We start from the raw sequence: 21,320 nt of genomic DNA, 5'->3' as shown, positions 1-21,320 counted from the left end.
CTCAAACCGGGAGGACTGGAACGGTGAATCCAGAAACGAAACGACCGAATGTTATCGTATTTTTTACGGATCAGCAGCGCTGGGATACGACGGGAGTCCACGGCAATCCGCTGCAGTTGACGCCGAATTTCGACCGGATGGCGCTGCAGGGAACGCATCTGTACCATTCCTTCACCTGCCAGCCGGTGTGCGGGCCGGCGCGCTCGTGCCTGCAAACCGGACTTTACGCGACAACGTCCGGCTGTTGGCGCAACGGCATTCCGCTCGGGCAGCAGAAGACGCTGGCCCATTACTTCAAGGAAAGCGGGTATTCGACAGGCTATATCGGCAAATGGCATTTGGCTTCCGACGAGCCCGTGCCGGAGGAGCAGCGCGGCGGCTACGAATATTGGCTTGCGGCCAATCTGCTCGAATTTTCGTCCGACGCGTACGATACGGTGCTGTACGATAATGACGGCCGGGAAGTGAAGCTGCCCGGCTACCGGGTGGACGCGCAGACGGATGCCGCGATCCGCTACATCGATCAGCACCAGCAAGACCCGTTCTTCTTGTTCCTGTCGTATATCGAGCCGCATCATCAAAACCACCGCGACGATTACCCGGGACCGGACGGTTACGAGGAAATGTATACCGGACGATGGTCGCCGCCGGATTTGACGGCGCTTGTCGGCACCGCCCCTCAGCATTTGGGCGGCTATTACGGGATGGTGAAGCGGCTCGACGAAGCGCTCGGCCGATTGTTCGACGCGCTGAAGAGCTTGAACTTGCTGGATAACACCATCGTGCTGTTCACGTCGGATCACGCTTGCCATTTCAAAACGCGCAACAACGAGTACAAGCGCTCCTGCCATGACAGCTCGATTCGCGTGCCGACGGCGGTTCGCGGACCCGGTTTCGATTGGCGGGGGCGGATCAACGAGCTTGTTAGCCTGATTGACATTCCGCCGACGCTGCTGGACGCCGCCGGCATTCCGGTTCCGCCGGAAATGCAGGGACGATCGATCGTCCCTTTGGTGCAGGGGAATCGGGCGGATTGGCCGGAGGAAGTATTCGTTCAGATCAGCGAAACGCAGGTGGGACGCGCGATCCGCACTTCCCGGTGGAAGTACAGCGTCTCGGCGCCGGATAAGAAGGGCGGAAAAGATGCCGGTTCCGATCGTTACGTAGAAGAGTTTCTGTACGATCTGAAGGCCGACCCGTACGAATTGAACAACTTGGCCGGCATCGAGTCGTTCCGGGGCGTTGCGGACGAATTGAAGCACCGTCTCATTCGGCGCATGACGGAAGCCGGGGAAGCCGCGCCTGTCATCGAAGCCGCTTCCGCGCGGAAGAGCGGACAGCGCCGGGCGGAAATTGCGGAGCTGCGCAAGAAGCTGTCGGAATAAAGTCGATATCCTCAAGTAAATAGATGGAAAACAATCCCGATGTTCTTACGCATCGGGATTATTTCTGTTAATATGTAATAACGTTTATCATTTAGCCCGTGAACGATTCCGGATATACTATGAACGAATTCAAACAAAGGAACTGCAAGGTAATGATCCAGACTCACTCTTTACTGCAAAAAACACGTCAATTTATTGTCATTTTGCTGCCAATTATGATTACGCAGCTGACGATGTTCGCTATGACCTTCTTTGACACCTTCATGTCCGGCCATGCCGGAGCGGTCGACCTGGCCGGGGTTGCCATCGGCTCCAGCATATGGGTACCCGTACAAACCGGATTGAACGGCATTATGTTTGCGATCACGCCGATCGTTGCGCAGCTGGTCGGCGCAGGACGCAACGAGAAAGTGCCGTTTACCGTCATCCAGGGCATCTATTTGGCTGCGGCGCTCGCGCTTGCCGTCATTGCCTGCGGCGCATTCGCGCTAAATCCGATGCTGCAGGCGATGAACTTGGAACCGGCGGTTCGCAGCACGGCTCGCGGATTTTTGATCGCGATTTCTGCCGGAACGATACCGCTCTTTATTTACACCGTGCTTCGCAGCTTCATGGATGCGCTCGGGCAAACCCGGATGACGATGGCGATTACGCTGTTGTCGCTGCCCATCAACGTTTTGCTGAATTATTTGTTCATCTTCGGCAACATGGGCTTTCCCCGACTCGGGGGCATCGGGGCCGGCGTCGCTTCGGCGATCACGTATTGGTGCATTTGCGCCATCGCTTTTTTCGTCATGATCCGCAAACAGCCGTTTGCCTCATACCGGATTACAAACAAATGGTTCGGCTTATCGTTTAAAGCTTGGAAGGAACAGCTGCAGATCGGCGTACCGATCGGGTTTGCGATTTTTTTCGAGACGAGCATCTTTGCCGCCGTGACGCTGCTGATGAGCGAATATGACACCATTACTATTGCCGCGCATCAGGCCGCGCTCAACTTCGCTTCGTTTCTGTACATGATCCCGCTCAGCATCTCGATGGCGCTGACGATACTGGTCAGCTTCGAAGCGGGAGCGGCGAGGTACCGGGACGCGCGGCAGTACGGCTATTTGGGCATCGGTTTCGCCATCGGGTTGTCTTTGCTGTGCGCTTTATTGCTGCTCGTATTGAACGAGCAAATTGCCTCGATTTACACGAAAGAAGCGGCGGTGGCCGTTTTGGCGCAGCAGTTTTTGATGTACGCCATTTTCTTTCAGCTGTCCGATGCCATCGCGGCCCCGATTCAAGGCGCGCTGCGCGGGTACAAGGATGTCAATATTACGTTGATCGTCGCGCTCATTTCCTATTGGGTGCTGGGACTGCCGATCGGATACGTGCTCGCTCATTACACTTCCATGGGAGCATTCGGCTACTGGGTCGGACTTATTGCCGGTCTAGCTTCCGGAGCGGTCGGCTTATTCATGCGGCTTTTGCACGTGCAGCGCGTACGCAGCCGAGCCGTGCGCCAGCCCGGCCATCCTTGAGTAGCCGAGGTCGTTCAGTGAACGTAGCGGCCCTGCTGCGGCACGGCGATCCGCTTAAAGTCGTTCGCAAGTAGGCGCAGTCCCTCAGCCAGTACATCGCCGGATACCGGTCGCCCATGACCGGTAACGGCAACGGCCGGCTTCAAAGCTTCCAGTTTCTTCACCGATTCCTCGGCCAATCCCCAGTCCGTCGTAAAATATTTCGGCGGGCCGCTGAATTCCGTCTCCTGCATAATTACTTTATAGAGCGACTCCTGCTTGACCGTGACGAACGCGTCGCCCGCAATAAGGGCGCGATCGCGATCCCGGAACAACGATACGTGACCCGGGGTATGACCCGGTGTATGAACCCAGCGCCAACCGGGCATGGACGGGACGCTGCCGTCCGCGGGGAGCGACCTGATGTGACCGGAGAGGTCAATTCCGTCGTTCGGGAACAGCGGGGACATTTCCGTGACAAGACCGCCGTCCACGGTTGGATCGGCCGGAGGGTAATCTGCACGTCCGGTCAAATAGGGGAGTTCAAGCTCGTGCGCATACACCGGAACATTCCAGTACTGGACCAGATCGACAATGGCGCCGACATGATCGAAGTGGCCGTGCGTGAGAACAATCGCCTGCGGTTTCGAGCCGTGGAAGCGTTCTTCCGCCACGCGAAGCATGGTATCCGCCGACCTTGGCATTCCGGCATCAACCAACACCCAATCGCCTTCCGGATCCCCCGCAAAACAGACATTCACGATTTGAATCGGAAGACAGTACAGATCGGAGGCTGTTTCCAAACCGTCTCCGCTAGTGATCGTCGTCACGGGCAGGATCATATCCTCATACGTATTTTCCATGGCCAACTCCTCCCAGGGCATCGAGCCCTTCTGAAATCACAAGACCCGGATAGTTTTCCAATCGCAGGCAAACCCTATGTATTCCAATCCCAATTTATTATATGATGAAACAGTAAAATATTGGGTTGGGGGAGTGGCCGCAATGAAATTTGTAATCGCGCCGGACTCGTATAAAGGAAGCTTGACCGCTTCCAAAGTCGGCGAAACGATGGCGAGAGCGCTGCTGGAGGAAATGCCGCAAGCGGATGTGCGCATCATTCCGATGGCGGACGGAGGGGAAGGGACCGTCGACGCGCTCGTACAAGCGGCTGGCGGGCAAACCGTCCCGGTTCAAGCTACAGGGGCATTGGGGGAGCCGGTCGATACGTACGTTGGCGTCATCGGCGGACATTCGGAAGCTTCGGTCATCATTGAGGTGGCTAATATTTTCGGATTGCCGATGGTGGATGCGCAGCAGAGAAATCCGATGAATACGACTTCCCGCGGACTGGGCGATGCGATACGGTTCATGCTCGACCAGGGCTTGCGGCGTTTTGTCATCGGCCTTGGCGGCAGTGCGACGAATGACGGCGGGCTTGGCATGCTCAGCGCGCTTGGCTTGCGATTTACATGCCGCAGCGGGCGAACGGCGACGGGCTTCGGACGCGAGTTGGCCGAGCTTACCGGGGTGGATTGGAGCGGACTGGACCCGCGGCTCAAGGAGTGCCGGCTGACGATCGCTTGCGATGTGACGAACCCGCTGCTTGGGCCGCAGGGCGCGTCCTACGTATTCGGCCCGCAAAAAGGGGCTACGCCGGAGCAGGTGGCGTCACTCGATCAAGCGCTAGCTGCCTACGCGGATTTGGTGGAAGCCACCGCCGGCCCCGGCCTGAGAGATCGAGCCGGTGCGGGTGCGGCGGGCGGCCTCGGCTTCGCCTTGATCGCCTTGGGAGCCGCGATCGTGCCCGGTGCACAGGTGGTCGAGGAGATGACCTCGCTGCAGCGGTATATCGCCGAGGCCGACTGGGTGATCACAGGAGAGGGGCGCAGCGACGGGCAAACGTTGTTCGGCAAGCTTCCGCTCCATGTGGCGCAGACGGCGAAGGCGGCGGGGAAGCAAGCCATCTTGATTTCCGGGAGCCTTGGGGATGAGAGCGAGCGGCTCAATGACCATTTTGCGGGCTGCTTCTCGATTGTGCGCGGGCCTGCATCGCTGCGCGATTGCTTGGAGCACGCCGAGTTCAATCTGTACGAATGCACCCGCAATGTCGCGCGACTGTTGAAAGCATCGCAAAAATCGGTATAAAAATTTGACAAAAATGTTAACATATTGGTGTAAGGGAATTCCAAGTCGCAGATGAGGGATCATCTATGAATCAATCCACACCGGCCCGACGGGTCCGAGCGTATTTGTCGACGTTCAATACGACGCAAATCCACCTGCGGAATCCGTGGGTCGTTGCGTTTTTCGCCTTTTCTTTCCCTGGCTTCGGCAACCTGCTGCAGCACCGATATGCAAAAGCATTTATATTGATATCCTGGGAAGTGTTTATCAATCATCACGCCAGAGTGAATTCATGCATTTTGTACTCGCTGCTTGGTCATTTTGACAAAGCCAAAGAGGTAGTCGACGAGCGTTGGCTCATTATTTATGTCGGCATCTATATGTATTCGATCTGGGACAGTTACCGCTCCTCCGTCGATTTGAACAAGCAGTATTTGCTCGCGGAACGGGAGAATGCGCCGATGTCTCCGATTACGATATCGGCTTGGGACATTAACTATTTGGATAAACGGGAGCCGATTGCGGCTGTTGCATGGTCTTTGCTGGTACCGGGTTTAGGCCACTTGTATCTCCAAAAGGTGCTCGCCGGTTTTTTTCTGTTCGGCTGGACGATTGTCATTATGTACTTTTCGCACATTCCGGTAGGGATCCAAATGACGATGATGGGCGATTTTGCCGGGGCGAAAGAAGCCATGGACATGCAGTGGGTGCTGTATTTGCCGTCGATTTTTTGCTTCGTAGGTTATGACGCTTATGTATCGGCCGTGGAATACAACAAGCTGTTCGAAATGGAGCAAATCAATTATTTGAAGAGCAACTACCAGTCTAAGCAATTCGAAATGCCAATATAGTATGGAGTGAACCCGGTGTATATCGTTTCGACCTTCGAGCAGTCTATTTATTTGGAACTGGTCATTACCGCGATCGAGCAAAAAGGGATTTCGAACAAAAACATAATGGCCGTTCCGCTGGAGAAACGAAAAAAACCGCGTGCGATGTACGATTCGCTTCATCGGGCGGACGGCGTCAGCATGATCGACCTTGCGGCGATTCTCGGCACTTGCTTCATGCTGCTCGGCACGGTCTATGGATTTGAACTGGCTTGGGGGCCGATCATTTGGGGGATTATCGGGGCCGTGACGGGGATATTGGTCGGATACACGTCCAAATGGATTTGGCTGAAACGAAAAAACTTCCAATCGAAGCCGATTTCGGCGGAAACCGTGCTCATTATTCATTGCAATGAGACAGAAGGGGATATGCTGGAGCAGCTGCTTTGGGAGCACCTGGCCCTTGGCGTGTCGAGAATTGACGGCAGCCCGTCCTCGTAAGCGATCGATTGTGTCGGTGCTGTGCGGATTTTGTGCTTGACGACCGGCGCAAAAAGCGAGTTTCCTTGGGAGGGAGAATGATAAAATGAAAACGCATAACATTGTCATAGCCGGCTGCGGTGGAATGGCCAGAACATGGGTAGACTATGCCGTCAAGCGAGACAACGCCGAAATCGTCGGATTGGTCGACATTCGGGAGGAAAGCGCGAAGGTGATGGCGGAGCGGTTTGGTCTGAATGTGCCGCTGTTTACGGATTTGGGGCAGGCGTTATCGCAGACCGGAGCGAATCTCGTATTCGATGTTACGATTCCGGAAAGCCACAAGCAGGTCGTGACTACGGCGCTGTCTCGCGGGTGTGACGTGTTCGGCGAGAAGCCAATGGCCGCAAGCATGGAAGAAGCGCGGGAACTGGTGACGCTCGCGCAGCAGTCCGGGCGGCAGTTCGCCGTTATGCAGAACCGGAGGTATCTTCCGAAAATACGCGCGCTGCGCAGCGTTGTTGCGGAAGGAATCATCGGAACGGTTGGAACGGTTCACGCCGATTTTTTCATCGGGGCGCATTTCGGCGGATTTCGCGATTTGATGGACAGTCCGCTCATTCTCGATATGGCGATCCATACGTTCGATCAGGCGCGGTTTATTATCGGGGCAGACCCGGTATCGGTATACTGTCATGAATTTAACCCGCCGGGTTCCTGGTACAAGGGCAATGCCTCGGCGATCTGCATCTTCGAGATGAGCGACGGCTCGGTCTTTTGCTACCGGGGCTCCTGGTGCTCCGAAGGGTTCCATACGCCTTGGGAAGCGGACTGGAGAGTGATTGGGAGCAAGGGCACGGCGGTATGGGCCGGCGGAGCCGACCCGATCTGCGAAGTCGTCGACGAGACGAAGGAGCCGGCTTTTCATAGGCAGTTGAAACAAGTCGAGGTTCCCGCGACATGGCAAGGACGGGAAGGGCATAACGGCTGCTTGGACGAGATGTTCGCCGCGCGGGAACAGGGCCGGGATGCCGAGACGGTATGCTCGGATAACATCCACAGCATGGCGATGGTATTCGGGGCTATCGAAAGCGCCAAGAAAGGAATCAAGATCATGCTATAAGTGTAAGTCAAAGAGGCTGTCCCTCAGCGCGCCGTGAAAAAGGCGGAGGGACAGCTTTTTCGTTCGTATGTACGCGCAGGCGTTAACGGTTCGAAGCAGAATCGATTGGCTCTTGCTTTTCTCACACGACACCGCTGGTTGGACAGCGATGCTTCCCGTTCCTTAAATGGTGATGATGTTCGGCCAAGCCGCATATGCTGTAAGGAAAGCAGGTCCGAACGGGACGGAGGGGAGGGGCTTGGTGCTTAAACGGAGGTGGAAAAGCAGCCCGACAAGCAAAAGCAAGCTGAAGCGTACCATTCTGATCGCTCTGATCATTGTACTTCTGTTTATTTTGCAATCGTACATGTATATTGATCGAAATTTGAAGACGCCGCTGACCCAATTGGCCAAAGTCCGAATGAAACAGATTGCAACGGAATCGATCAATGCGGCGGTGTCCGATCGCATTGCGCAAAATACAAATTTGGAGAAGCTGATCGATTGGCGTACCGACCGCAATGGCAAGGTGAACGGTTTCACGCTCAATCCTGCGGAACATATGAAAATTTCAGGGGACACGGTTCAAATTGTAAAAAAACAGCTGGACCGTTTGCAATCGATACCGGAGCGTATTCCTCTCGGGCAGGCGATGAACAGTCCGTTGCTGGCTTCTTTCGGTCCGGATATTCCGATCCGGCTCGTTCCGGCCGGTTCCGTCAAAGTCGATTTGAATACCCGATACCAAAATGCCGGAATCAATATGGTCGTTGTCGAAGTATACGTCCGCGTGAGCGTGGAAATATCCGTCATTATCCCGTTCAATACCGATCCCGAACTCGTGGAAACGGAGCTGCCGATTTCGTATTCGCTCGTCGTCGGGGATGTGCCGACGTATTATTTTGACGGCAAAGGCAATCCGGTCGGGCCGAATACGCCTCCGCCGAACATCGCTCTGCCCAAGATGGATGCGGCTCCGCCGGCGGCAAACGCGCAAAAACCATAAGGCGTTAATGGAAGACCATCGAGCTATAGTGTGGGTGGGCCGCCGCCTTACTCGCAGTGAGCCACCGGTAACGGCTAGTCCGGACCGCACCCGTAAATGTAACCAGAGCGGGCCGGTTTCGTGCAGCGGGCTACTTGCGGCGGCGCATCCGTTCCTCCCGTTCCCATTTGCGCAAATGCGGGTAAGGATCGAACGACCAGTCGGTCAAACCGTTGTCGCGGTATAATCCATAGTGCAAATGGGGCGGGAATTTGCCGGACGTTCCCGGTTTTCCGTAGCCCGAGCTGCCGACCCAGCCGATCACTTGGCCGGGCTCTACGATTTCGCCCTGTCTTACTTCTTTCTTATTAAAGCCGGAAAGATGCGCGTAATAATGATACACGTTATTCAAATCGCGAATGCCGATACGCCATCCTCCATAAGGGTTCCAACCCATGACTTCGACAACGCCGTACGTGGCGCTGCGCACGGGAACCCCATAGCCGGCGAACAGATCCGTTCCTTCGTGAATCCGGTAGCCGCCCCAGCCTCGGCTTGCTCCCCAAGTGCTGCGATAGGAATAATCGGCGCCGACCGGCATGACAAAACAATGTTGATGCAAATCGAGCGTATCGTACTTTGCGTATATTTTGGCAAACTGTTCAATGCGTTCCACGCTGCGGGTATTTTGATAGTAATCCCACAGTCCGATCCGCAGATCATCCTGAGCGCTGCCTTTGTTCAGCAAAAACATAGCCATCGTAAACAGCCGGTCGAGCGGATTCGTCCGATCTGCTGCGCCATCTCCCGAACCGTCGCGGCCGATACCGCCGAACAGCGCAATGCTTTGCGCATTCGTATCGTCATGATCGGGATTCAGCATGCCGCCCCACTGCAGCTCATTGAAATAAATAGCAACGACGCCGTCTGGTGCCCGTCTTTTTTTGGCCAAGTTCATCGTCCGCTCATACTGGTCTACTGCCGCCAGATAATACCAAGGAATTCCGGTCAGCGCGCTGACTTTGTCGAACAAATCTTTTCGTTCGGCAAATACCGCCTTCATCCCGTTTGCCGCATTATTTTGCTTAGCGGACGGTTTTTTGTCGTTTGCGGACTTTTCCGCGGGTGCAGCAGGAGCAGCCTCCGCCGGAGAAGGAATACAAACGCTGCAGACGAGCATTGTGCTGCACAGCAAAGTGACGAGCTTTCGGATGCGCAATACTTTCATGGGATGCTCCTCCTCGCTTGAATATCCCAACCAGATTGTAAACTACGCTTAGGATGCGCTGCCGTTTTCCTTTTTATCCCGCGTTGTTTTTGTTATGATGCAGGAGGAGGGATGAGCAATGACGTTTGATCACCGCGACGAGCATGTAGACGAAGGAATGCTCCTGCTACAAGCCAATATTGACGATATGAACCCTGAGTTTTGCTCCTATGTCGGCGACTTGCTGTTTGCTGAAGGCGCTAATGACGTATATTGGATACCGATCATTATGAAAAAAGGACGGCCCGGTGTCATGTTGAACGTTCTCGTACATGAAGCGGAGGTCCACCGGATGGAAGATGTGATTTTCAGGGAAACGACGACGCTCGGGCTTCGCTATTTGCGAGCCTCCGTGCACCGCTTGGGAAGGGAATTTCATGCGGTGGAAACGCCGTGGGGGACCATACATATCAAAGCGGGATTTTATCAGGGGAAGCTGGTGCAGTTCGCGCCGGAGTTTAAGGAATGCGAGACGGCAGCCAAGGCGCACGGCGTTCCGCTCAAACAAGTGTACGATGAAGTACGGCGAAGATTTCTACATAATCGTGAGCAACGGATCTAAAAAAGCGGTTCGCTTCCGATAGGGAAGGAACCGCTGTTTCGTCTGTTTCGCCGTTTATTGCCGCAGGGTGGGCGACGGGGTGGCATCCGCATCTTCATCGCTGGGCTTATGACGATGAACCGCAGCGGATTGCCTGAGGGGGCGGGTGTGAAGCGACTGGCGGCCGCTGTCATGCGGATGGTCATGACCATGGCTATGATCGTCATGTTCATGATGATGATCGTGATGGTGATGATGGTCATGCTCGTGCTGCTCATGGTCGTGGCTATGGCTCTCATGTCCGTGGTGATGATGATGTTGTCCATGGTCGTCATGCCCATGATGATGGTCATCACTGTGTCCATGAGCCGGATCGTGATGATGGTGATGCGCGTGCCCCGTCGGATGAGCGTGCTCATGATGATGATGGTGCTCGGACTCGTGATGGTGATCGTGATCCTGCTGCAGCTGTCCATGGCTAAGTTGGTATTTGCTCAAAAAAGGATCAAGCTGACCGACTACTGCTCGGAGTACGTTCGGCTGATTCGGCAGATCCCGGGTTCCGGCACCGTAGCCGATCGATTCGACGATCATCGGCGGTAGCCCTTTGGCAAATTCGTCTGCAAGGCCGCTGACGATCCCGGCTCCGGTTGGCGTCGTCATTTCCATCGCATACGGGGTTGTGGCGATCGGAAGTCCTTTCATCATTTCCAGCGTTGCCGGCGCAGGAACCGGGTATATGCCGTGGTCGCAGCGTACCGTTCCCGAACCGAGCGGGACCGGCGAGCAGATGATTTTCTCGATCTGGAGCGAATCGATCGCGAGCGCTACACCGATGACATCGACGATGGAATCGATCGCACCCACCTCGTGGAAATGCACCGACTCGATCGGAATATTATGTATTTTCGCTTCGGCTACGGCAATTTTCTCGAAAATAGCCAAGCTCAGCTTCACAACTCGCTCGTTAAAGCCGGATTGGTTAATGATCTCGACAATCTCCGAATAGTGACGGTGGTGTTCAGGCGGCCTGTTCGGGTCGAGCAATACATCCACCTTCAAGGAAGAGATGCCGCGTTTGTTCACGCGTTTCCATTCGAGCGCGAACGGCTCGATATGGATTTTTCGAAGCTCCTCATCGATGTAGTCGCGGTCGGCCCCGGCGTCGATTAGCGCCGCAAGCGTCATATCCCCGCTAATTCCGGAAAAGCAGTCCAGATATAATATTTTCATCGTCATCCCTCTTTGCCCGCATGCAACCTGCGAATTATTTGGAATTTTTATAAATGAGAGCCGCATTATATCCGGCGCCGAAGCCGTTGTCTATATTGACGACGGAGATACCCGGAGCGCATGAATTCAGCATCGCGAGGAGCGCGGCTAGTCCGTGGAAGCTGGCGCCGTAGCCGATGCTGGTCGGCACGGCGATCGTTGGGACGGACACAAGCCCGCCCAGTACGCTGGCGAGCGCGCCTTCCATGCCGGCTACGACGACGATCGCTTTGGCGCCGCGTATGACGGGCAGCCGCCGGAACAGCCGGTGAATGCCGGCCACGCCGACATCGTAAATCCGCTCCGTCCGGACGCCCATGCATTCCGCCGTAACGGCCGCTTCTTCGGCAACGGGCAGATCCGATGTGCCGGCGCAGACGACGGCAATGTAGCCGTCGTCTGCCATGACCGCATCTTCGCGCGTCCAGGTCAGCGCCCGGGCATCGGCGTGATGTACCGCGCCCGGAACACGCTCCAGCACGTACGCGGCTTTGTCGGGACTGACCCGGGTGGCGAGCACGCGGTCCGAATGCGCCATAAGCCGCTCGAAGATGGAGGCGATCTGTTCGGCGGTCTTGCCTTCCCCGAAGATCACTTCGGGAAAGCCGGTGCGCTTCGCCCGGTGCAGATCGAGCTGCGCATAGCCCAGCGTGTCGTCGATTCCTTGAATTTCAGCTTCGGACGAGGTCGAAGCCTTGCTTTCTCCATTTGTATGTACTTCGCCCGCGCTGCGATCCGGCGGACGCGGAACCGAAGACGCTTGCTCCTCGAGCAGCCTTTTGGCTTCTGCAATATCCAAATCTCCGGATCGAACCAGCTTTAAAATGTTATCGATATTCATATAAAAGCGTATCCTCCGGTTTCTGTTTTTATCATGCAATGGCGCTGAAACGAATGGTGTCGTACAGCAGTTGTATTATCTTGTATTGAGCGCCGCCGACAATCCATTGATAGTGTACCACATTTCAATTCGAAAGTGGATTGTTCCTTTATTCGTGATATAATAGCCTAAAGCGGCTTAAGCGCATGCTTGCCGCGGCATATACGGATAGACAGAAAGCAGCGGAAAGCAGGGACAAACGATGGCTACTCGTCAAATCGAACGTAAACCGGACTGGCTGAAAATCAAGCTGACGACGGGCGACAACTATAAAGAACTGAAAAATATGATGCGCGGCAAAACGCTCCACACCGTATGCGAGGAAGCGAAGTGCCCGAATATACATGAATGCTGGGCGAATCGAACGGCAACCTTTATGATTTTGGGCGATATTTGCACACGGGCCTGCCGTTTTTGCGCGGTAAATACCGGACTGCCTACGGAGCTGGATCTGCAGGAGCCGGAGCGCGTTGCGGAAGCGGCAGAGCAAATGGGATTGCGTCATGCGGTGATTACTTCTGTGGCGCGGGACGACTTGCAGGACGGCGGGGCGTCCATATTCGCCGAGACGATTCGCGCGGTGCGCCGGCGCAACCCGCTCACAAGTGTAGAGGTGCTTATCCCCGATTTTCAAGGCAGCGAGGAGTCGCTTCGCATCGTGATGGAGGCAAAGCCCGATATTTTGAATCACAATGTAGAGACGGTGGAGCGATTGTCCGACAAAGTTCGCGCCAAAGCCAAATACCGCCGTTCTCTGGAGCTGCTTGAGCGCGCCAAACGGATGGCTCCTTCGATTCCTACCAAGTCCAGCATTATGCTCGGCGTAGGCGAAACTTGGGATGAAATCGTACAAACGATGCACGATTTGCGAGCGGTTGATTGCAATATCATGACCATCGGTCAATATTTGCAGCCGAGTCTGAACCATTTGTTCGTCGAAAAATATTATACGCCGGAGCAGTTTGCGGAACTGAAGGCGGAAGGTATGAAACTCGGATTCCGGCATGTCGAGTCCGGACCGCTTGTACGCAGCTCCTATCACGCGCATGAGCAGGTGCAATCGGCTCAGCAATCTTAACAGGAAGGAGGCAAGTGCGTTGATTCATATTGCGGGCAGAACGTATGAGGTCGTTACGGACCATAAGAGCGGCTGGAAGCCGGAGGCGTTCCGCGATCGTTACAGCGAGGTGCTGGAACGGTACGATTACATCGTGGGTGACTGGGGCTACAACCAGCTTCGGCTGCGCGGCTTTTATAAGGATAACCACCCGAAGGCGACCAAAGATACGGCGATCTCCACATTGCAGGACTACTTGAACGAATACTGCAATTTCGGCTGTGCCTATTTTATTATCGAGAAGGTGCCGGGCAGGCAAGGGGGGGATCCCCAAGGGCAAATCAATGAAGGCGAAGAAGATTTGTTCCTGGATACCGAACTGCCCCCTGAACAGCCGGCAAACCAGCAAACCGCTTCTTACGGCCAGGGCAAGACGCATAAGCAAGGGACAGCCGATTCCGCTCCAAGTGAGAAGGACAAACGGGGATCGAATCACGGACAGGGACAAGCCCCGGGACCACGGGGGCATGGACCGCGGCATCGCCAGCCTCAAGGTCAATCCCATCGAAGCGGAGCGCCCGGCAAGTCGCACAGACCGCATTCCAACCAAAATGCGCCTAAACCGAAGCCATCCTCTCCCTCCGGTACGGAAACGTAACGCCTTACATTGCTGCGGGGAGAATGGCCGTCGAGAATTGGAGCCGTTGTGGTAACGTACGGAGGCTATAACATACGAAAAGAAAAGAACCTGGCCGCGCGGCCAGGTTTTTCATTGTTGAAACGTTGGTTACATCAAATTGCTCTCGTATCCGATAAACGCTTCGCGTACGCGACTCCAGAACGGGAACGGGCGGAAGCGGGCGAACTTTACTTTTTTGCCGGCAGCCACCATGCTCCGGATGGAGATGATGTCATTGCGCTGAAGATACACGTGGTCAAGGGACAGCACAATGTTCTGATTCGCGCGCGGATAAATGTCGCAATGATGATGCTTCGGCAGCAAAATTGGGGAGCCGAGCGTACGGAATACGCGGTTGTTGATCGATGCAATCTCCGCAATCTGGATGGCGTCGAGCGACGGGTGCACGATTGCGCCACCTAAGCTTTTATTATATGCGGTACTCCCCGATGGGGTGGAGATACAGATGCCGTCGCCGCGAAACGTCTCAAGCAGCTCATCATTGATATGAAGCTGCGCAACGAGCGTAGCGTCGACGCCTTTGAGCGTGAACTCATTGAGCGCAAGCTGCGTTTCGATCCCTTGCGGGGTAGTAATTTGGATTTCGACAAGCGGATATTTAACGACGCGCAGGTCGTTCTGCTTGGCGCTTTCTCCCATCAGCTGAGCTAACAGTTCCACTTCGTCCGGCTTCCAATCGGCAAAAAAACCGAGCCGTCCCGTGTGAATGCCGACAAATGCAATATGATCAAGTTGATCCTTGTACCGATGAAAAGCTTGCAGCAGCGTTCCGTCGCCCCCGATGGAAAGCACGATATCCGGGGAAACCTCATCGTGGGTAAGTCCACGCTGCCGGATTAATTCGTGAAACGTATGCATCAATTGAATGGAAATCTCATCGCCGCGGTGAACTACATTATATTTCAACGGTCGTCCTCCTAAATAAGCCAATCTGACAAAATTCGCTACTTTTATAATAAATTATTCATAGCAATAAAACAATGGCGCAGCCGCTTGCGATGCGTTTACATAAAAGAAAAAGGTCACGGCCTGAAAATCAAGCCATGACCTGTGCCTTGCTTAAAACGTAGTGACTAGCGGCAGTTCGAACCTGCGGGCGAAGTTCGGGCTAATCGGATGAACGCGAACGCTAAAATGCGGGCCGTGCTTCAAATGCGCAGGAATGGATGCGCGGTAGATCACGGTACTGTCGTCGAGCTGTCGCGACGGTTCCATCTCAATGACCCGCTGCTGCCATCTGCCCGAGTGTTCCTCATAGTAGACGATCTCGACCGCCGTGTCCTTATACCAGACGGGACCGAACTTAACGGTAACGGACACCTCTTTCAGCGGGTCCGCCGCCTGCGAAGCGACTCTCGCTTTGCCGCTCCCGTCGTTCACTTCGATAATGCGCACCTGGTGCCAATGCTGCAATATAAACTGCTTGTAATCGGCGACTTTGATCGCTTCCTCATAATCGTTGGCGATAAAGTGCCGCGTTCTTGCAAGCGAAGGGGCGTACGTTTCATTCGTATAATCCATCACCATGCGGTCCGTGTTGTATACGGGGGCAAGCGTACGAATCGAACGCTTCATCCGGTTCACCCATTGTGTCGGAAGAGCACCTTGGTTGTAATAAAGCGGAATGATTTCATTTTCAAGCAGACGATAGATGGACTCCGTATTCTCCCTTTCCTGCGTAGCCCAATCCGCTTCGTTGTTCATCTCGATGCTCCAGCCGTTGCTGCCGTCGTATCCTTCCTCCCACCAACCGTCCAACACGCTGAAATTGATGACGCCGTTCAACGCCGCTTTTTGTCCGCTAGTTCCGCTCGCTTCGTGAGGCCGGCGCGGGTTGTTCAACCATACGTCGACCCCTTGCACCAAATATCTTGCGAGGTTCATGTCGTAGTTTTCGAGCAGGACGATTTTGCCACTGAACCGCTCCATTTGCGACACCCGGTACACCTCCCGGATCAATTCTTGCCCCGGTCGATCGGCGGGGTGGGCTTTGCCGGCGAACATAAATTGCACGGGCCGATCGGGGTCGTTCACTAACCGATCCAGCCGGTTCAAATCGCTGAACACCAAGTTCGCTCGCTTGTACGTGGCGAACCGGCGGGCAAAGCCGATCGTCAGCGCATCTTTGGACAAATACTGCCGCACTTCCTCGATCACTTCGGCCGGCATACTGTTGCGGCGGCGCTGCTCGCGGAGATTGGCTCTGGCGTATCCGATCAGCTTTTCCTTAAGCTGCTTATGAACGGCCCAGAGCGACTCGGCAGGGATAAGATCGATGCCGCCCCACTGGTCTTTGTTCGTCTGGCTTGTCGTCCATGTTCCGGGCAGGAACCGGCTGTACAGCTCTTTCAGTTCCGGCGCCAGCCAGGTACTTAAGTGAACGCCGTTCGTAATATGGCCGATCGGTACTTCCTCCGCACCGATATTACCGTGGAATCCCCGGAACATCTCGCGCGATACTTGGCCGTGGAGCTTGCTGACCCCGCCGCGGATCGCCGACGTATTCAGGGCGAGATACGTCATGTTGAACAAGTTTTTGCCCGCATCGAGACCGAGCTGCGTCAGTACATCGCGATACTGGCCGTAAGCCGTGAACAGGTCGTGTAAATAATACTCGAACATCGGCAGCGGAAAAGCGTCATGGCCGGCGGGAACCGGCGTATGTGTCGTAAACACCGTGCTGGCGCGGATCACTTCCAGCGCCGCGTGAAACGAGAGCCCCTTGTCCAGCTGCTCGCGCAGCCGTTCAAAGGATAGGAATGCGGCGTGGCCTTCATTAATATGGAAGACGCCTGTCGGGACGCCGAGCGCTCGAAGCGCTTTGACGCCGCCGATCCCCAGCAGAACTTCCTGTGCGATCCGAATGTCTTGATTGCCGCCGTATAACTGAGCGGTCAACTCCCGATCCCAGGGGCTGTTTTCTTCAAGATCGGCATCGAGCAGGTAGACGGATACGCGTCCGACTTGCACGTGCCACACTTTTAACCGGACGGTACGGTCAGCGAGCGCGACGGTGACGACGAGCTCCTGCGGCAATTCCGATGGCGCAGCATCCGCATACGCGGGAGCAATCGGCAATTTGGCAAAATCGTAAGTGACGGTTTCCGCCAGTTGATTGCCGTCCGTATCGATTTTTTGGTTGAAGTACCCCTTTTTATATAAAAGCCCGATCCCGACGAGCGGTACTCCGAGGTCGCTGGCCGACTTGCAGTGATCTCCGGCCAGTACGCCAAGTCCCCCCGAATAAATGGGAAGCGACTCATGGAATCCGAATTCCGCCGAGAAATACGCGATCGCCTGCTGCTTGTGCTGGGGATACGTTTCCTCGAACCAGGACGGAGCCTGTAAGTATTCGTCCCATTGCCGTATTACGGCATCGTATTGTTGAACAAAAGACTCGTCTGCAGCGATCTGTTGCAGCTTGCTTGCATCAATTTCCGCGAGAAGCCGCACGGGGTTGTGCACATATTGGTCCCACAACAGCGGATCGATTCGAGCAAACAATGATTTTGCCTGGTCGCTCCAACTGAACCACAGATTGTAGGCGAGCTCTCCCAAACGCCCAATGGAAGGCGGCAACTCACGGAGCTTCGGATTATATACTTTATACATCGTTTCACCTCTGACCTGAAAATTGCGTAGCCACCGCTGCATGTTTCCTGCATTGGCAGGAACTTTCCTATATTATGCTCCTCCTAGTATCTTATGTTCGCAACCGGTTCATACATCTTTTGCCTATCCAGAACAACAGCGACATCATCAACATCGTTCCTATGAGTGCGGCGAATGTAACGGCGGCGGTCGGGAGGGCATGCACGATCATAGTCGTCAACGGACGCGTTACGTCTGGTTGTGGCATAAACGCCCCCAGCGCCTCCTGATAAGCATCGAGCGGCTTCCACAAGACGATAACGAACACCACCGCCAGCAGCCCATGAATAAAGCGCGCGAAAGCAAAAGGCAAATAACGCAAGTTCGTGTGGTGAAGCAGGCTGACAATTTGCGCATGAACGGAAAGGCCAGCCCATGACAGCACCCAGGCGGCGATGGCCGCTTTATAGACGAGCGGAATGCTTTCCGCGTTGCCGGCAGCTTTGGTCCCAAGCGTGACTTCAAAAAAGCCGTTAACGACCGCTTTGGACAGTACAACCGGAACGCCGAACAGGCTCAACACGGAATCGACTCCGGCGTAAACGTATGCCATGATGCCGGCCGATGACAATACTTCCATGACAACGGAAAAGAAAACGACCAGCCCGCCAAGCAGCATGACCAGTTGGACCGCGGAGCCGAGCGCTTTTTGCAACATCACGCCGAGAGGCCGCCCGTCGGCGAGTCGCGCCGCATGCATTTCCTCGAATGCCCGGCGCCAAATCGGACCGCTGCTTACGCCCTCTGCGGGCTTCTGCACGTTATTACCCACCACCGGCTTGCCATGAAACCGCATCAGCAAGCCCACCAGCATCGCCGAGCCGTAATGCGCCGCGGCAAGCAGTCCGGCAATGGCCGGATTATGGAAAAATCCGACCGAAACGGCCCCGATCAAGAAGATCGGATCGGAGGACGTAGTGAAGGATACGAGCCGTTCTCCCTCTTCCCGGTTCACTAGCCCTTTTTCCCACAACTGAGACGTGAGCCGCGCGCCGATAGGATACCCGGAAGCGAATCCCATAGCCATAACAAAGCCGCCGATGCCCGGAATACGGAACAGCGGCCGCATCAGCGGGTCGAGCAGCGTTCCGAAAAAGTGCACCAGTCCGACGCCCAGCATCATCTCGGATATGACGAAAAAAGGGAAGAGAGACGGAAACAGCACGTCCCACCAGATAGATATTCCTTTGAGCGATGCTTGCAGCGCTTCGGCAGGAAAAGCAAGCATGAGAAGCGCCAAACTAAAGATGATCAGCGCTGCACCGTAAAGCATGAAGTTTGATCTTCGCATCGAAGCAACCGACTTCCTTTCCGAAAAAAAGCTTGTCATTCTGATATATGTCTCGAGCCAAGGAGACATGCCCTTAACGCTTTATTAAAATTTGAATAACTGCATTTGCGCTCAGAAAAATTGCTGAAAAGCCAAGACGTCCTATGGTACAATAGTACCAAGGTTGATAACGGGCGCTTGTACAGCATTGCATAACGGTTGAAATGTAGTTGACAACTGACGCTGCTGAGCTAGCGTAACAGTTGCAACGCAGTTGACAACTAACGCTGCAGGGCTGGCGTAACAGTTGCAACGTATATGAGAATGGGGGAGTGATCCTTTATGGTAGGTGTTATTGCTGGAATTCTCGTATGCGCTTTTGTCTACGTTATTAAGGAGACTCTGATGAATTCCGGAGAAGAGGATTTGTAACGCTGCCAATGGCGGTTTATGAACGAGTCCGATATCGGTTCTTATACATTACAATCACGCACACGATGCAGTGGCGCATAGTAGGGGCGGCATCGTCTTTTTCGTTAGGAGATGAATCTTATGTCCACGTCGGATGAATCACGTGAACTGACCTTTTATGAAGCGATGGGTGGGGCGAAAGGCATTCGAACGCTAGTGGAGGCCTTTTACCCGAAAGTACAGCAGCACCCTTTACTAGGCCCGTTATTTCCGGACAATATTGTGCCGGTCATGGAGAAACAAATTTTATTTTTAACCCAATTTTTCGGAGGACCGCCGCTTTACTCGGATCAGTACGGCCACCCGATGATGCGGGCGCGCCATATGGCATTCCCGGTAACTGCAGAACGGGCTGAAGCATGGCTCGGCTGCATGCGTCGTGCGCTGGAAGAAACGGATATGGCGCCTGAACTGCAGATGGCGGTGTTGGAAAGGCTAAAAGGGCCGGCATACCATTTTATTAACAGCTAACGTGCAGAAGGAAGTGTCCCCTCGGATGGTCGAACCGTTATTTCAAGTGAAAGTCACTTGCCCGCACTGCGAATCGGAATATAAGACGTCTCGCGTCCGGCCGAGCTTCAAAAAGGCCAGTGGTACCGATACGGATTTTTATGTACGCTATAAAGAAATCAATCCCGACTATTACGTCGTGCGCGTCTGTCCCTCCTGCGGATTTTCCTGTACGGAAAATTCGACGGATCGATTACATTCCGTACAAAAACAGGCGTTCAGCGAAAAAGTAGGAGACCAGTGGACGAATAAAGATTACGGCGGAGAACGCAATTGGGAGGATGCGCTGTACACGTACAAACTGGCATTGTTGTGCGCGCAGACAATCAAGGAGAAAAACCGGATCACGGCGGGGCTGCTGCACCACATCGCATGGCTGTACAGAGATCGTGGCGACCTCGATCAGGAGAAACGGTTTCTGTCGTATGCAATGGATGAGTATACGCGCGTGTTCGAGACCGAGGGGAACGAGCTGAACAATGCCCGCTTGATGTATTTGATAGGCGAGTTAAATCGCAGGCTCAAAAACTACAACCAGGCCGTGCGCTGGTTCGCCCGCGTCATTAACGACCGCCGCATTATGGACGCCGCCATGATTCGCGCCTGCCGCGAGCAGTGGGCCGTCACCCGGGAAGATATGAGGGCGGAGCAGTTCGAGCTGGATGAAGAAGCAAAGCTGCTGAAGGAAATATAGGCGTGTTCGGCAAGTGGCCTTGTGTAACAAAAGAGAAAGGGAAAGCATCGTTAGGCGCATCAGAGCGCCTGTGGTGCTTTCCCTTTATTTTATCGGAGCGTTACTCCGTATCGGGTCTGAGTTCAACGAGGGTCGGGTTGGGCTGGAGATTTTGGTGATCTCCTACCAACACATTATCATCTTTCTTGAACGCGAAGTTTACCCTCCCAAGGGTAAAGGAACACCAAGGTTCATTCCGTGTCGGGTTCGAGTCGACCTTGGGGTACTGACTTTTTTTTCTGGCTATGGCTTCAGTTCCACTTGAACCGGACGATCTTGTAAAGCCCAGTCATCTCCGTACGGAATACCGAAAAGACCATGCTGGTCCCTGCCCCACATCCATAATGAACCGTCCTTCTTGATCGCGGCATTTGTTTTTTCACCTGAGAATACTGCAGCTACGTCAGTTAACCCTTCTACTTGATGAAGCGGGGTGAAATTATCGGAAGAGGATGGACCTGTTGTTGTATTTGGAAAATGTCCCATCGCCCAAACGGTTCCATCCTTTTTTAGAGCAAGAATATGGGAAAAACCAAAGGAGATATCAGTGATATCGG

General features: G+C 54.5%; 19 protein-coding genes and 2 pseudogenes. 12 read left to right on the top strand and 9 right to left on the bottom strand.

The window, feature by feature from the left end:
- The first annotated feature begins 23 nt into the window (after positions 1-23).
- Together ACFQI7_RS26710 and ACFQI7_RS26705 are read left to right on the top strand one after the other, a co-directional pair.
- Positions 24-1,385 (top strand): sulfatase-like hydrolase/transferase, encoded by a 1,362-nt coding sequence (locus tag ACFQI7_RS26710; protein ID WP_218100742.1) that lies wholly within the window; start codon positions 24-26, stop codon positions 1,383-1,385.
- Between the two features lie 152 nt (positions 1,386-1,537).
- On the top strand, positions 1,538-2,908 hold the full coding sequence (locus ACFQI7_RS26705; protein ID WP_218100743.1) for an MATE family efflux transporter: 1,371 nt from the start codon (positions 1,538-1,540) through the stop codon (positions 2,906-2,908).
- Positions 2,909-2,922: 14 nt separating this feature from the next.
- On the opposite strand, the gene ACFQI7_RS26700 is transcribed toward ACFQI7_RS26705, so the two are convergent.
- The gene (locus tag ACFQI7_RS26700) at positions 2,923-3,750 is read right to left on the bottom strand and encodes an MBL fold metallo-hydrolase (RefSeq protein ID WP_218100744.1); all 828 of its coding nucleotides are present in this window, start codon (positions 3,748-3,750) and stop codon (positions 2,923-2,925) included.
- Between the two features lie 142 nt (positions 3,751-3,892).
- On the opposite strand from ACFQI7_RS26700, the gene ACFQI7_RS26695 reads away from it, so the two are divergent.
- The 5 genes from ACFQI7_RS26695 to yunB all read left to right on the top strand — a co-directional run bounded on the left by ACFQI7_RS26695 (position 3,893) and on the right by yunB (position 8,432).
- Positions 3,893-5,035 (top strand): glycerate kinase, encoded by a 1,143-nt coding sequence (locus tag ACFQI7_RS26695; RefSeq protein WP_218100745.1) that lies wholly within the window; start codon positions 3,893-3,895, stop codon positions 5,033-5,035.
- Positions 5,036-5,100: 65 nt separating this feature from the next.
- Positions 5,101-5,865 carry a hypothetical protein gene (locus ACFQI7_RS26690; RefSeq protein WP_218100746.1) on the top strand — a complete coding sequence of 255 codons (765 nt, stop codon included), beginning with the start codon at positions 5,101-5,103 and terminating at the stop codon, positions 5,863-5,865.
- Between the two features lie 15 nt (positions 5,866-5,880).
- Positions 5,881-6,345 carry a hypothetical protein gene (locus tag ACFQI7_RS26685; RefSeq protein ID WP_218100747.1) on the top strand — a complete coding sequence of 155 codons (465 nt, stop codon included), beginning with the start codon at positions 5,881-5,883 and terminating at the stop codon, positions 6,343-6,345.
- An 85-nt stretch (positions 6,346-6,430) separates the two neighbouring features.
- A complete protein-coding gene (locus ACFQI7_RS26680) occupies positions 6,431-7,447 on the top strand; it encodes a Gfo/Idh/MocA family protein (protein WP_218100748.1) in 1,017 nt (338 codons plus the stop codon).
- 241 nt (positions 7,448-7,688) lie between these two features.
- Complete coding sequence (gene yunB / locus ACFQI7_RS26675) at positions 7,689-8,432, top strand: sporulation protein YunB (RefSeq protein WP_218100749.1); 744 nt, start codon at positions 7,689-7,691, stop codon at positions 8,430-8,432.
- 130 nt (positions 8,433-8,562) lie between these two features.
- Here yunB and ACFQI7_RS26670 read toward each other — a convergent pair whose 3' ends face one another.
- Complete coding sequence (locus ACFQI7_RS26670; RefSeq protein WP_230415253.1) at positions 8,563-9,639, bottom strand: M23 family metallopeptidase; 1,077 nt, start codon at positions 9,637-9,639, stop codon at positions 8,563-8,565.
- A 118-nt stretch (positions 9,640-9,757) separates the two neighbouring features.
- Here ACFQI7_RS26670 and larC (ACFQI7_RS26665) point away from each other — a divergent pair, with 118 nt between their 5' ends.
- Complete coding sequence (gene larC / locus ACFQI7_RS26665) at positions 9,758-10,240, top strand: nickel insertion protein (RefSeq protein ID WP_218100750.1); 483 nt, start codon at positions 9,758-9,760, stop codon at positions 10,238-10,240.
- 54 nt (positions 10,241-10,294) lie between these two features.
- On the opposite strand, the gene larC (ACFQI7_RS26660) is transcribed toward larC (ACFQI7_RS26665), so the two are convergent.
- On the bottom strand, positions 10,295-11,452 hold the full coding sequence (gene larC, locus ACFQI7_RS26660) for a nickel pincer cofactor biosynthesis protein LarC (protein WP_218100751.1): 1,158 nt from the start codon (positions 11,450-11,452) through the stop codon (positions 10,295-10,297).
- A gap of 34 nt (positions 11,453-11,486) precedes the next feature.
- Positions 11,487-12,332, bottom strand: a complete 846-nt coding sequence (gene larB, locus ACFQI7_RS26655) for a nickel pincer cofactor biosynthesis protein LarB (RefSeq protein WP_218100752.1) — start codon at positions 12,330-12,332, stop codon at positions 11,487-11,489.
- Positions 12,333-12,570: 238 nt separating this feature from the next.
- Between larB and lipA the strand changes: the two are divergent.
- Positions 12,571-13,449, top strand: a pseudogene (lipA, locus tag ACFQI7_RS26650) (lipoyl synthase); the annotation flags it as partial.
- A gap of 19 nt (positions 13,450-13,468) precedes the next feature.
- Positions 13,469-14,086 carry a YutD family protein gene (locus ACFQI7_RS26645; RefSeq protein ID WP_230415256.1) on the top strand — a complete coding sequence of 206 codons (618 nt, stop codon included), beginning with the start codon at positions 13,469-13,471 and terminating at the stop codon, positions 14,084-14,086.
- A gap of 129 nt (positions 14,087-14,215) precedes the next feature.
- Here the strand turns inward: ACFQI7_RS26645 and ACFQI7_RS26640 are convergent, their stop codons facing one another.
- From ACFQI7_RS26640 to ylbJ, 3 genes are all read right to left on the bottom strand, one after another.
- A complete protein-coding gene (locus ACFQI7_RS26640) occupies positions 14,216-15,034 on the bottom strand; it encodes an NAD kinase (protein WP_218100755.1) in 819 nt (272 codons plus the stop codon).
- 153 nt (positions 15,035-15,187) lie between these two features.
- A complete protein-coding gene (gene glgP / locus ACFQI7_RS26635) occupies positions 15,188-17,740 on the bottom strand; it encodes an alpha-glucan family phosphorylase (RefSeq protein ID WP_218100756.1) in 2,553 nt (850 codons plus the stop codon).
- A gap of 91 nt (positions 17,741-17,831) precedes the next feature.
- Positions 17,832-19,070 carry a sporulation integral membrane protein YlbJ gene (gene ylbJ / locus ACFQI7_RS26630; RefSeq protein WP_218100757.1) on the bottom strand — a complete coding sequence of 413 codons (1,239 nt, stop codon included), beginning with the start codon at positions 19,068-19,070 and terminating at the stop codon, positions 17,832-17,834.
- Positions 19,071-19,601: 531 nt separating this feature from the next.
- Here ylbJ and ACFQI7_RS26625 point away from each other — a divergent pair.
- Positions 19,602-19,991 (top strand): globin domain-containing protein, encoded by a 390-nt coding sequence (locus ACFQI7_RS26625; RefSeq protein ID WP_218100758.1) that lies wholly within the window; start codon positions 19,602-19,604, stop codon positions 19,989-19,991.
- Between the two features lie 25 nt (positions 19,992-20,016).
- Positions 20,017-20,724, top strand: coding sequence for a DUF2225 domain-containing protein (locus ACFQI7_RS26620; protein ID WP_218100759.1), 708 nt, complete (start codon positions 20,017-20,019; stop codon positions 20,722-20,724).
- A gap of 282 nt (positions 20,725-21,006) precedes the next feature.
- On the opposite strand, the gene ACFQI7_RS26615 is transcribed toward ACFQI7_RS26620, so the two are convergent.
- Both ACFQI7_RS26615 and ACFQI7_RS26610 read right to left on the bottom strand, forming a co-directional pair.
- The gene (locus tag ACFQI7_RS26615) at positions 21,007-21,249 is read right to left on the bottom strand and encodes a hypothetical protein (protein WP_230415258.1); all 243 of its coding nucleotides are present in this window, start codon (positions 21,247-21,249) and stop codon (positions 21,007-21,009) included.
- Positions 21,250-21,306: pseudogene (locus ACFQI7_RS26610) on the bottom strand (hypothetical protein); the annotation flags it as partial. It lies immediately after the preceding gene.
- Between the last annotated feature and the right edge of the window lie 14 nt (positions 21,307-21,320).

The organism is Paenibacillus allorhizosphaerae, from assembly GCF_042659105.1.
Classification (GTDB): Bacteria; Bacillota; Bacilli; order Paenibacillales; family NBRC-103111; genus Paenibacillus_G; species Paenibacillus_G allorhizosphaerae.
The sequence above is the reverse complement of the archived record's forward strand: the minus strand, read 5'-3'. Positions and strand labels throughout refer to the sequence as shown.

Bases quoted from the DNA above. Each gene is read 5' to 3' on its own strand.
- ACFQI7_RS26705 (WP_218100743.1), top strand. From the start codon at position 1,538: ATGATCCAGACTCACTCTTTACTGCAAAAAACACGTCAATTTATTGTC.
- ACFQI7_RS26700 (WP_218100744.1), bottom strand. From the start codon at position 3,750: ATGGAAAATACGTATGAGGATATGATCCTGCCCGTGACGACGATCACT.
- ACFQI7_RS26695 (WP_218100745.1), top strand. From the start codon at position 3,893: ATGAAATTTGTAATCGCGCCGGACTCGTATAAAGGAAGCTTGACCGCT.
- ACFQI7_RS26690 (WP_218100746.1), top strand. From the start codon at position 5,101: ATGAATCAATCCACACCGGCCCGACGGGTCCGAGCGTATTTGTCGACG.
- ACFQI7_RS26680 (WP_218100748.1), top strand. From the start codon at position 6,431: ATGAAAACGCATAACATTGTCATAGCCGGCTGCGGTGGAATGGCCAGA.
- ACFQI7_RS26670 (WP_230415253.1), bottom strand. From the start codon at position 9,639: ATGAAAGTATTGCGCATCCGAAAGCTCGTCACTTTGCTGTGCAGCACA.
- larC (WP_218100750.1), top strand. From the start codon at position 9,758: ATGACGTTTGATCACCGCGACGAGCATGTAGACGAAGGAATGCTCCTG.
- larC (WP_218100751.1), bottom strand. From the start codon at position 11,452: ATGAAAATATTATATCTGGACTGCTTTTCCGGAATTAGCGGGGATATG.
- larB (WP_218100752.1), bottom strand. From the start codon at position 12,332: ATGAATATCGATAACATTTTAAAGCTGGTTCGATCCGGAGATTTGGAT.
- glgP (WP_218100756.1), bottom strand. From the start codon at position 17,740: ATGTATAAAGTATATAATCCGAAGCTCCGTGAGTTGCCGCCTTCCATT.
- ylbJ (WP_218100757.1), bottom strand. From the start codon at position 19,070: ATGCGAAGATCAAACTTCATGCTTTACGGTGCAGCGCTGATCATCTTT.
- ACFQI7_RS26625 (WP_218100758.1), top strand. From the start codon at position 19,602: ATGTCCACGTCGGATGAATCACGTGAACTGACCTTTTATGAAGCGATG.
- ACFQI7_RS26620 (WP_218100759.1), top strand. From the start codon at position 20,017: ATGGTCGAACCGTTATTTCAAGTGAAAGTCACTTGCCCGCACTGCGAA.
- ACFQI7_RS26615 (WP_230415258.1), bottom strand. From the start codon at position 21,249: ATGGGACATTTTCCAAATACAACAACAGGTCCATCCTCTTCCGATAAT.